This window comes from candidate division WOR-3 bacterium, assembly GCA_039801725.1.
In the GTDB taxonomy this organism is placed as follows: Bacteria; Hydrothermota; Tepidihabitantia; order Tepidihabitantales; family DTDR01; genus DTDR01.
On record JBDRVE010000021.1, the window covers coordinates 19969 to 30187 of the forward strand.

Sequence of the window (10219 nt, forward strand, 5' to 3'; positions counted from 1 at the left end):
GATTTTATGAAAGAACGAAAAAGAGTGATTATAATGGGTGCCGGTGGCCGAGATTTTCATAATTTTAATATCTATTTTAAAAATAATCCCGATTATGAAGTTGTCGCTTTTACCCAAACCCAAATTCCGGAAATAGAAGGAAGAATCTATCCCAAAGAGTTGGCTGGTGATTTATATCCGGAGGGCATTCCTTTATATTCTGAAAAAGAACTTGTTAATTTAATTAAGGAGAAAAATGTTTCTTTAGTTGTTTTTTCTTACTCCGATGTCGATTATGACTATGTAATGAAAAGGGCGGAAATGGCGATGAGTGCTGGTGCTTCTTTTATGTTACTTGGTCCGAAAGACACAATGTTAGAAAGTAAAAAACCGGTAATTGCTATTTGTGCAGTAAGAACTGGTGCTGGCAAAAGTCCATTAACAAGGAAGATTTGTGAAATTTTAAAAAAGAAAAATATTAATTTTTGTGTTGTCCGCCATCCAATGGCTTATGGTGATTTTAAAAGGCAGACAATCCAAAAGTTTGAGAAAATGGAAGATTTGGATTACTATCAAGCGACTATTGAAGAAAGAGAAGAATATGAGCCCCATATCAAAATGGGAAATACCGTTTTTGCCGGTGTTGATTACAAGGAGATTTTAAGAAAGGCAGAAGAAGAGTTTTCTTTGATTGTCTGGGACGGTGGCAATAATGACTTCCCCTTTTTTAAACCTAACCTTCTCTTCGTTGTCTGCGATCCTTTACGGGCTGGTGACGAAATTAGTTATCATCCGGGTTTTGCTTTATTCCAAATGGCAGATGTGCTTTGTATCTCCAAGGTCTCCAGTGCCAAAAAAGAACAGGTAAAAATCTTGAAAGATAATATTAAAAAATATAATAAAGATACTGAGATAATATTGGCTGATTTGGTTCCTAAATTAAAAGAGGAAAATATAAAAATAAAAAGAGGTAAAAAAGCAATCGTGGTAGAAGATGGACCAACCACTACTCACGGCAATATGCCTTATGGTGCCGGTTATCTTTATGCCCAAAAATTAGGACTAAAAATAATTGAACCGCAGAAATATGCTTATGGAATTTATAAAAAAATTTATAAAGAATATCCCCACTTAAAATATGTGGTTCCAGCAATTGGTTATCGGGAAAACCAGATCTTTGATTTGAAAAGGACATTAGAAAGAGCAAAAGTGGATTACATTATCTCGGCGACACCAATTGATTTAAATAGAGTAATTAAAGTAGATAAACCAATTATCCATATTGAATATTATTTTCAAGAGAAGACAAAAAAACTTGAAAAAATATTAGACTCTTTTCTTAAAAGCAGTAATCTCTCTTAATCTTTTTACGACTTTTATTACTACTTCTATCGTGTAATCTATTTCTTCTTTGGTGTTTTCTCTTCCCAAGGAAAATCTTACTGGCGAGTTAATATATTCTATCGGAACATTCATCGCTTTTAATACGTGGGAAGGTTCTGGTTCACCAGAAGCACAGGCGCTACCACTGGCAACCGCAATTCCTTCTAAATCTAAATTAACCAATAAGGCTTCACCTTCCACATAACCAAAAGAGATATTGGTAGTGTTACATAATCTTTTTTCCGGATGACCATTAATTTTTACATCTTCGATATTCTCTAAAATCTTTCTTTCTAAGTAATCTCTTAACTCTTTTATTTTTATAACATCTTTTTCCATATCTCTCATTAAAATCTCACAGGCTTTTCCCATACCAACAATGCCGATTAAATTCTCGGTTCCTGCTCGTTTTCCTTGCTCATGATGACCACCATGAATAAGGTTTGTGATTTTTACTCCTTCTCTAATATATAATACTCCCACACCCTTCGGAGCATGAATTTTGTGGCCAGAGATAGTTAACAAATCAACTCCCAATTTTTCAACATCTAATTTTATTTTACCGGCAGAAGCCACGGCGTCAGTGTGGAAATAGATGTCATAACTTTTCACAATTTGGGAGATTTCTTCAATCGGTTGGATAGTGCCCACTTCGTTATTACTGTGCATTATGGAGACCAAAATTGTATTTTTTCTTATTGATTTTTTTAAATAATCAATATCTACGATACCATATTCGTCAACCGGTAAGAAAGTAATTTCGAATCCAAAATCTTTTAAAGCCAAGCAGGAGTTTAAAACCGAACTATGTTCGATAGCAGAAGTGATTATATGATTTCCTTTGTTTTGGTTGGCAAAGGCAATCCCTTTGATTGCCCAATTACACGATTCGGTACCACCGGAGGTGAAAAATATTCTTTCTGATTTTGTATTTAGAAATTCGGCTATTTTTCTTCGGGCATTTTCGATTGCTTCTCTGGTTTCCCGGCCAAAAGAGTGAAGATTGGAGGGATTACCAAATTTCTCTTCTAAAAAAGGCATTATCGCTTCTTTTACCTCTTTGTCAATAGGGGTAGTGGAATTATAATCTAAATAAACTCTTCTCATTTTTCCTCCTCAGATTATTTATTTAATAAGAATATAAAAAATAAAGATAATTTCAAATAAAAGGCTAAGTTTTCTTCCGGACCCGAGGGATAAGAAGGAGAAGAAGGATGCCGACCACAATAAAAAAATCGGCAAGGTTATAGGTAGGCCAACGGAGTTCTTTTATTCCCATATCAATAAAATCGGTAACCTTGCCTCTAATTATCCTTTCGCCAACATTACCAACAGCACCACCTAAAATTAATCCGAAACCTACCTGTTGAATTTTTTTCTCCCCCTTTAAACCCATAATTAAAACAAAGATAAGACCAATAATTGGTAGGATATAGTGTAATTCTTCGATCCTAAAGGAAATGGAAAAAACTGCGTAAGGATTAAAAACTAAATAGAATCTGAGATAATCACCAATAATATTTAACCCTTCCGGATAATTAATAAGATAATTTCTTGCCCAAAGTTTTGTTAAATAGTCAATAAGGAAAGTTAAAAGGGCAGTAAGAAAGAAGAATTTTCTATTTTTCAAGGAGGGCGTTTTCAAGTTTTTCTAAATCCTCTTTTTCAAAGACCCTTATCCGATAATGTTTAGCAAAGTGAAGGGCATCGGCCGATAATTTCGGTAAGGCCACCAAAATAATATCAGCAGCATTCACATCATAAGCCTTAGCATAAAGTTTGATAACTTCTTCCGCCGGCACCTCTTCCTCGGCGGTAGCGAAACCAACCACAATCCGATGTTCTAAAGGACCGCTCTTTTTGATGGCGAGAATATCAATTTCGTGTTCGGCACCACTCCGGCCATTTATTTTCGCTCTTTCTTCTACTTCGTATCCCTGACTTTTGAGGAAGTTTATTATCCGGTCTTTAGGTAAGGCCTTTAATTTGAGTTCGCTTATTCCTTCTTCTTTCAGTTGATAGGAAAAAAGATAGACTTCTTTAAGATTCTCTTTCTCGATCTTCGCACCACATTTCAGACAACGCCACAATTCCTTTGGTTCTTTGAAATATTCCTCACACTCTTGGCATTGATAATAGGCTGGATAAAATTTGTAATCTTCATCAATTATTTGTAATTCTTTTAAACATTTCGGACAGCGGAGATTTTTTCCATCCTGATAGGTTTCTAATCTTCCTAAATACCCACAAAAGTGTTCGATGGCTTTCATTTTTAAAATATAGGCTGAAAGACACTTCGGACAAAAGGTTTCATATTTCAATTCATCGCTATTACAAACCGGACAGAGAAATAGTTTTTCTTTAAAAATCTTTCTCAAATAACCTAAACGAACCAAATCTTCAAGAAGATAAACGGTAGTTAACGGCGGTTTCTCTAAAATCTCTTCGGCTTCTGGAAAACGATAGAGATTTTCAAAGGTTGGATCAAATTTTGGTGTCAATTCCTCTTTTCTTTTTTCAATCAATTCTTCCAAAAGTTTCCATATCCGCTCATCTTTAAACATAAAAATCTCCGATAGATATTTTATTATAGTTTATTTATAATAAATGTCAATAAGAAAAAGAAAAAGTATCCCTATGAAAACTAAGGAGTTAAGAAAAAAATTTTTTAAAATAGGTGGAGCTATTTAATCATTAAATTCCACAGGCCGTTTTCAAAGAATTCTTGGTAATATTTCTGCTGGTATTCTAAATGGATTTTTTTATATTCTTCTTCGCTCAGATTTTTTATCTCTTCTTCGCCATATTCTAAAATCATGTCTCTTTCAGCAAGTCGGGTAATTAATAAATCCCAAAAGGTAATTTCATTATACTCTTCAATAATATTGATAATTTCATTATCATATTTGAGGTTTTCGTATTTTTCTTTAATATTATTTCCTATTAAAGAAAGGATTTGATCTTTTAGTTCTTCAAACTTTTTAATCGTTCGTTCTTCTTCCCGATTGGCATTTGCCAGCCAGTTACCCAAATAGATAAGTTTTAATAATGTTTCTAACTCTTCTTTTTTAAAGGTTAAGTTATATTCCATTTTTTCCTCCCAGATTTTTAAAAATTTTGGCGCCACAGGGATTTGAACCCTGATCTTCAGGTTGAGAACCTGATGTCCTAAACCAGGTTAGACGATGGCGCCAATAATAAAATTTGAGTCGGCAGAGGGAAGATAAATAAAAAGGGGATATAGTCCCCACCCTTTTCCCTTGCCGACTCGTTTATAATAAATATAGGCAAAATTTAATAAAAAGTCAAGAGAAATTTAAAACTCCTTTAATCTTTCTTGGGCTAATTTTGCTTCGTTTGTATTGGGATATTCTTTGATTAATTTCTGGAAATATTCTCGGGCTTTGTTTCTATTTTTTTTATTAAGATAAATTATGCCCAGTTTATATAAACTGGCCGGTACCTTATTTCCTTTGGGATAGTCGGCGATTACTTTCGCTAATTCTGTTATTGCCCTTTCGGTATCTCCCAACGCATAATAACACTCGCCCATCCAATATTGAGCATTATCCGCCAGTTCGCTATTGGGATATTTTTGTAAGAAGTTGTTAAAAGAAAAAATTGCCTGTTGATATTCGCCCCGAATCATATCTTGATAAGCCAGTTGATAAAGTTCTTCGGCTTTCGTCTCATCATATTCCCTTTCTTTAAATTCTTGGGTTGTTTCGGGTATCGGTGCTTCTTCTCCTTTTCTTTTTCTAAATTTATAAATCTCTTGTTGGGTTTCCTGCAAAAGGTTTTCTAATGCTTCTAACCGGTTATTAATCTTCGAGAGTTCTAAAAGGATGTCGGCTTTCAGTTCTTGGATTGCTTTCCGATTTTCTAATTCCATCTTTTTGGTTCTAATGTTTAAGGTATCAATCAATGCCTGACGATGAACAAATTTCTTATAACTACTACAGGAAAAAAAGAGAAAAATAAAAAGGGGGTAGATAATTATTCTACCCCCCATTTTCCTTTTTTCCATTTATTTTATTATTCTTTTACTTTAAATTCACATCTTCGATTTTTCCAATATTCCTTCGGATCGGTGGTAATTAACCGCTCTTCACCATAACTGATTGTTTCTATTCGATCAGGAGAGATTCCTAGTTTTACAAGGTATTCCTTTGCCGCATTTGCTCTTCTTTGGCCAAGACCTAAATTGTATTCATTGGTACCAATCGGACAGCAATGACCTTCGATAATGATTTTTACATCCGGATATTGTTTTAAGATTTCGGCATTTCTTTTTAGAATTTCGGCATCACCCGGTCTGATATCATATTTATCAAAGTCAAAATGAATGGTCTCTAATGTCAAAGTTGGCTTTTCTGGTGGCGGTGGCGGAGTCTCTACTTCTTCTTCTTCTGGTGGCGGAACCACTTCTTCTTTTACTGCCTTCTTCGGACATCCAATAAATAATAAACTAAACATTAAAGCCACTAATGTTAAGGCAAATATCTTTTTCATATTATCCTCCTTTTAACTAATAACATTATAAAATAACTTTAAATATTTTACTTATTATTTTTTAAAAGTCAAGATGTTTATCTACGTTTCTTTTCTTCTAATTTTATTGCCACTAATGCCAAACCTTCGGCAAAAGAATAGGCATAATCAAAAGTTGGGTTGATAACAAAATTCCCTTTCTTATCAATAAATCCCCACCTTTCTTTTTTCTCACTGATATTTACTGCTGCTATCCCTTCGCTGAAATCCCAAGCATTATAAAACTGGGGATTGATAACGAATTCTCCTTGGTGATTGATAAATCCCCATTTCTCACCAACTCTTACCAATGCCAGTCCTTCACAAAAATGGCGGGAGGCACTAAACTGCGGTTTGATAACCATTTCGCCGGCGCAATTGATAAAGCCAACCCGATAATTGATTTTTATTGGTGCCAAACCTTCGCTAAAAATATAGGCATAATCAAACTGGGGTTCGATAAGGTAATTTCCTTCTTTATCAATAAAGCCCCATTTATTTTCCACTTCTACCGCTGCCAATCCTTCGTTAAAAGTCCACGCAAAATCAAATTTCGGTTCGATTATAAATTCTCCACGTCGATTAATAAATCCCCATTTCTCACCATATTTTACTGCTGCCAGGGAATCTTGAAAATGCCAAGCCTTTTCAAATTTTGGTTCAATCACTATTTTCCCACTCCGATCAATAAACCCCCATTTGAAGTTGATTTCAATCGCTGCCAACCCTTCCGAGAAATGCCAAGCCCGATCAAATTGCGGCTGAATAACAAATTTTCCCTTTTCATCAATATAGCCCCATTTGTTACCAACCCGAACACCAGCTAAACCTTCCGAAAACCGACCGCCGTTATCAAAATTGGGGTTGATAACAAACCGGCCAGTCTTATCAATATATCCCCATTTTTCTCTCATTACTATATCCTTTTAAAAGCATATACTTATATTATACTATCGACCAAATTTTTTGTCAATCTCAGTAAGTTCCATTTTGATTATCGTTGGTCTTCCGTGCGGACAAAAATAGGGGTTTTCCGAAGCAAAAAGTTGGTTTACCAATATTTCCATTTCCCGTTCGTTCAATCGTTGATTGGCTTTAATCGCTCCTTTACAGGCAATCAGTTTGGCATAGAGTTCCCTTCTTTTCTCATAAGTGGATTTTTCAATCTCTTTATAATTATTATAAATTTCTAAAAGAAGTTCTTTTAAATCTTCTTTACTAAAAAAGGTATCAACCGGTATCGCCTTAATCGCAATCGTATTCTCACCAAAAATTTCAATTGCTAAACCTAAATAATTAAGTTCTTCTTTCAATTGTTGAATAACAAAAAATACCTCCGGTTTTAATTCTAATAATAGGGGAAAAAGTAAGGGCTGGGAAATCTTTTCTAAACTTTCACTCCTTAATAGTTTCTCAAAAAGTACCCTCTCCGAAGCCGCATGCTGGTCAATGATGCAAAAACCACTCTTTATCGGTGTGAGGATATATTTGTTGTGTAGTTGCCAGAAAAGCCTTCTTTCCTCTTCCACTAATAAACTTTCTTTCTTTTCTTCGCTGGTTGCTAACTCTTGGGTAAGTTCAAAATATTCAATTGCCTTCTCAATCTTTAACTTCTCCCTTATCCCTTGACAGATAAAATCATAAAGAAATTTTTCATCAATAAATTTTACCTCTTCTTTTGTTGGGTGGATATTGATATCTAAATATTCCGGTGAAGTATCAATGAATAAAATAAAGTTGGGATTTTTGCCCACCAGAGTACCACCATAACCATCATAGATCGCCTTTCTTACTACGCCGCTTCTTACCGGTCTTTGGTTGAAAAAGATTACTTGAATTTCCGCCGGCAAAAATATCCGCTCAGGATCAGAAAGAAAACCATACAAAGTGAGATGGGGATTTTCTAAATAGATCTCCAGTAAACTATCAAAGGTCTCCTTGCCCAAAACCATCATTAACCTTTCCTTTAAAGAATTAGCCTTTGGATAGTTGAAAATTATCTTCTCATCATTCTTTAATTGAAAACTTACTGCGTAGTTGCTTAAAAGATAATTCTTTACCACTTCGCTAACCAGCCGAAATTCCTGATAACTACCTTTTAAGAAATTTCTTCGCACCGGATAGTTATAGAAAAGTTCCTTGACATATACTGTTGTGCCCCGTTGGCGGACAATTTCCCCACTGGCCACAATTCGGTTATCCTTCACTTCAATGTAGTAACCTTCGCCATCTTGCTGACTGCTCTCAATTCTTAAAAGGGAGCAACTGGCGATGGCTGATAAGGCTTCGCCTCGAAAACCATAGGTCTTAATTCTTTTTAAATCTTCAATCTCCCTTAATTTACTGGTGGAATACCTTTCAATGGATAAAAATAAATCCTCTTTGCTCATCCCAATACCATCGTCAATCACCTTGATTAATTTCTTACCACCCTCTTTCAGTTCAATAATAATCCTTTCACTTTGGGCATCCAAGGAGTTTTCAATCAGTTCCTTCACGCAAGAAGATGGTCGGAAGATAACTTCTCCGCAGGCAATCTTTTTGATTACTTCTTCTTTTAATTTCTCAATCATCTTATAAATCGTATTTCATTCCGTCATTGGCGGCTATTACCTTGACATTAATATTACTAAACTCCTTGTTTAACTCTTCGGCAATCAGCCAAGGTTTCTTTTTAATCATGGTCATTCCAAAATGGGTTAAAAAACAGATTTTTGGTCTTATCTCTTTGATTAAGGTTTTCACATCTTCCAAACTTAAATGGTCTAATTCGGATGGCTTTTCTCTCACGACATTCATAATTAAAATTTCGCTCTCTTTATAAGCAGAAATTAGCCCATCAAAAAATTTTGTGTCGGCAATGTAGCCAATTTTTATCTTATCGGTCTTGAAAAGAAAGCCATAGGTTTCGCCACGGTGCTCGTGTCTTATTGGACAGGTAAAGGTTACACCATTTAAATTATATACTTCCTTCTCTTTTAAGATAACAATCTTTTCTAAATAACTTCTTAGATAGCGATAGACAACTGGATCATCGCCTTCCAAGGCATCATAAGGAGCAAAAAGGATTCCCCTTTTTTGTGTGCCACCAATGGTTATTGCTTCAATAATATTATTAATATCACCAGAATGGTCAAGATGTTTATGGGAAAGAAGGACAGCATCAATTGAGGTTGGGTCAAGTTTATGTTTTGATGAGACAATTCTTACCAAGGAGCCTGGTCCTGGGTCAATTAAAAGATTTTTATTATTCAAAGTGAGCCAAATCCCACCACTTGCCCTGATCTGCTTAAAGACAACAATTCTTGCACCACCACTTCCCAAAAAGATTATTCTATCCACAAAATATTATAAAAAATTAGGAATAGAATTCAAATAACTTAAAAAAAGTGGTAACCTTTTTGCCTTCTTATCCGTTATATATATAGAAGGAAATTAAATAAAAAGGGGGATTTATGAAGTTTTATTTAACGGATGAAGAGAAGAAGAAGATAAAAAATTTGGGGTTTTTAAAGGTAAGTCAGGTTGCCTATTTCTTGGATGTTAATCGCCAAACAGTCATTAACTGGATTAAAAAGGGATACCTTAAAGCCAACTACCTAAAATTCTATAAGAGAAAAACCTATCTTATTAAGGCAGAAGAGTTAATCAGATTTATCCAAGAGATACCTAACGAATTTTATGAAACTCGATAATTTTTGGTTAAATTCGGCGATTTTTGTATTTACTGTCAAGGCATTTTGGACTATATTATTAGTGATGGTTTTAAAAGGGGTTATTATGAATGGAGAATACCAGAAATTAACTTTCAGGGATTTATTATCAATAGGGAAATTAGGCAGAGATTTTTGATAATGGGTTTGGGAAATAAAGAGGACAAAAATATTGAAGGTGGGGGACTATCGGGGTAGGGGTATCATATGGGAGTATTAAAATTATTATCAAAAGGATTAAAAGTAAATTTATTAGAGATAATAACAATAATTTTATTAACGAAAATATTCATAAACTTATTAACAGGGATAATAGTAATTTTATTTTTTCCAATTGGGTGGGAGTTATTAAAACGATTGAGGTTGGACTATGTTGGTTGTGCTATCTGATGTAAGGAAAACAAAATGGGAATTAATTTAGAAACTGAAAAGATACTTTTATGACATACGGATACCTTTCTGGACCGGAGATTTACGAATTTACCAAAGATTTAGGCAAGGTGATTTCGGTTTTGAATTGGAGTGATAAAAGGTTATTATCCCACATAGATTTTCGTTGTCGGGCTTCCTATGGTTGTTGTTTTGAGTTTAACTACAACATTGGCAAACATATT

The 10219-nt window shown here is 34.5% G+C and carries 12 protein-coding genes and 1 tRNA gene; 3 read left to right on the top strand and 10 right to left on the bottom strand.

Going from position 1 to position 10219, the window contains the following annotated elements; all coding sequences use genetic code 11:
- Window positions 1-6: 6 nt before the first annotated feature.
- On the top strand, window positions 7-1341 hold the full coding sequence (locus ABIK75_05400) for a cyclic 2,3-diphosphoglycerate synthase (GenBank protein ID MEO0090523.1): 1335 nt from the start codon (window positions 7-9) through the stop codon (window positions 1339-1341).
- On the opposite strand, the gene nifS is transcribed toward ABIK75_05400, so the two are convergent.
- From nifS to ABIK75_05450, 10 genes are all read right to left on the bottom strand, one after another.
- Window positions 1306-2469, bottom strand: coding sequence for a cysteine desulfurase NifS (gene nifS, locus ABIK75_05405; GenBank protein MEO0090524.1), 1164 nt, complete (start codon window positions 2467-2469; stop codon window positions 1306-1308). The two genes, ABIK75_05400 and nifS, sit on opposite strands and share 36 nt — an antisense overlap.
- Before the next feature lie 64 nt (window positions 2470-2533).
- The gene (lspA, locus tag ABIK75_05410) at window positions 2534-2992 is read right to left on the bottom strand and encodes a signal peptidase II (protein MEO0090525.1); all 459 of its coding nucleotides are present in this window, start codon (window positions 2990-2992) and stop codon (window positions 2534-2536) included.
- Window positions 2982-3926 carry a restriction endonuclease gene (locus tag ABIK75_05415; protein ID MEO0090526.1) on the bottom strand — a complete coding sequence of 315 codons (945 nt, stop codon included), beginning with the start codon at window positions 3924-3926 and terminating at the stop codon, window positions 2982-2984. Before ABIK75_05415 ends, lspA begins: the two co-directional genes overlap by 11 nt.
- Before the next feature lie 119 nt (window positions 3927-4045).
- Entirely contained in the window at window positions 4046-4453 is a 408-nt protein-coding gene (locus ABIK75_05420) for a hypothetical protein (protein ID MEO0090527.1), read from the bottom strand.
- A gap of 27 nt (window positions 4454-4480) precedes the next feature.
- Window positions 4481-4555, bottom strand: a tRNA-Glu gene (locus ABIK75_05425).
- Between the two features lie 123 nt (window positions 4556-4678).
- A complete protein-coding gene (gene ybgF, locus ABIK75_05430) occupies window positions 4679-5374 on the bottom strand; it encodes a tol-pal system protein YbgF (protein ID MEO0090528.1) in 696 nt (231 codons plus the stop codon).
- Between the two features lie 23 nt (window positions 5375-5397).
- Window positions 5398-5874 carry an OmpA family protein gene (locus tag ABIK75_05435; GenBank protein MEO0090529.1) on the bottom strand — a complete coding sequence of 159 codons (477 nt, stop codon included), beginning with the start codon at window positions 5872-5874 and terminating at the stop codon, window positions 5398-5400.
- A gap of 77 nt (window positions 5875-5951) precedes the next feature.
- Window positions 5952-6806: a WG repeat-containing protein gene (locus ABIK75_05440; protein MEO0090530.1), complete on the bottom strand. Its 855-nt coding sequence runs from the start codon at window positions 6804-6806 to the stop codon at window positions 5952-5954.
- A gap of 36 nt (window positions 6807-6842) precedes the next feature.
- Complete coding sequence (gene mutL, locus ABIK75_05445) at window positions 6843-8465, bottom strand: DNA mismatch repair endonuclease MutL (GenBank protein ID MEO0090531.1); 1623 nt, start codon at window positions 8463-8465, stop codon at window positions 6843-6845.
- 1 nt (window position 8466) lies between these two features.
- Window positions 8467-9234: an MBL fold metallo-hydrolase gene (locus tag ABIK75_05450; protein ID MEO0090532.1), complete on the bottom strand. Its 768-nt coding sequence runs from the start codon at window positions 9232-9234 to the stop codon at window positions 8467-8469.
- Window positions 9235-9347: 113 nt separating this feature from the next.
- On the opposite strand from ABIK75_05450, the gene ABIK75_05455 reads away from it, so the two are divergent.
- Complete coding sequence (locus ABIK75_05455) at window positions 9348-9587, top strand: helix-turn-helix domain-containing protein (protein MEO0090533.1); 240 nt, start codon at window positions 9348-9350, stop codon at window positions 9585-9587.
- Between the two features lie 225 nt (window positions 9588-9812).
- The gene (locus ABIK75_05460) at window positions 9813-9995 is read left to right on the top strand and encodes a hypothetical protein (protein MEO0090534.1); all 183 of its coding nucleotides are present in this window, start codon (window positions 9813-9815) and stop codon (window positions 9993-9995) included.
- Window positions 9996-10219 lie beyond the last annotated feature (224 nt).

Excerpts from the sequence above, each read along its gene's own strand:
- ABIK75_05415 (MEO0090526.1), bottom strand. The coding sequence starts at position 3,926 with ATGTTTAAAGATGAGCGGATATGGAAACTTTTGGAAGAATTGATTGAA.
- ybgF (MEO0090528.1), bottom strand. The coding sequence starts at position 5,374 with ATGGGGGGTAGAATAATTATCTACCCCCTTTTTATTTTTCTCTTTTTT.
- ABIK75_05400 (MEO0090523.1), top strand. The coding sequence starts at position 7 with ATGAAAGAACGAAAAAGAGTGATTATAATGGGTGCCGGTGGCCGAGAT.
- nifS (MEO0090524.1), bottom strand. The coding sequence starts at position 2,469 with ATGAGAAGAGTTTATTTAGATTATAATTCCACTACCCCTATTGACAAA.
- ABIK75_05460 (MEO0090534.1), top strand. The coding sequence starts at position 9,813 with ATGGGAGTATTAAAATTATTATCAAAAGGATTAAAAGTAAATTTATTA.
- ABIK75_05440 (MEO0090530.1), bottom strand. The coding sequence starts at position 6,806 with ATGAGAGAAAAATGGGGATATATTGATAAGACTGGCCGGTTTGTTATC.
- mutL (MEO0090531.1), bottom strand. The coding sequence starts at position 8,465 with ATGATTGAGAAATTAAAAGAAGAAGTAATCAAAAAGATTGCCTGCGGA.
- ABIK75_05455 (MEO0090533.1), top strand. The coding sequence starts at position 9,348 with ATGAAGTTTTATTTAACGGATGAAGAGAAGAAGAAGATAAAAAATTTG.
- ABIK75_05435 (MEO0090529.1), bottom strand. The coding sequence starts at position 5,874 with ATGAAAAAGATATTTGCCTTAACATTAGTGGCTTTAATGTTTAGTTTA.
- ABIK75_05420 (MEO0090527.1), bottom strand. The coding sequence starts at position 4,453 with ATGGAATATAACTTAACCTTTAAAAAAGAAGAGTTAGAAACATTATTA.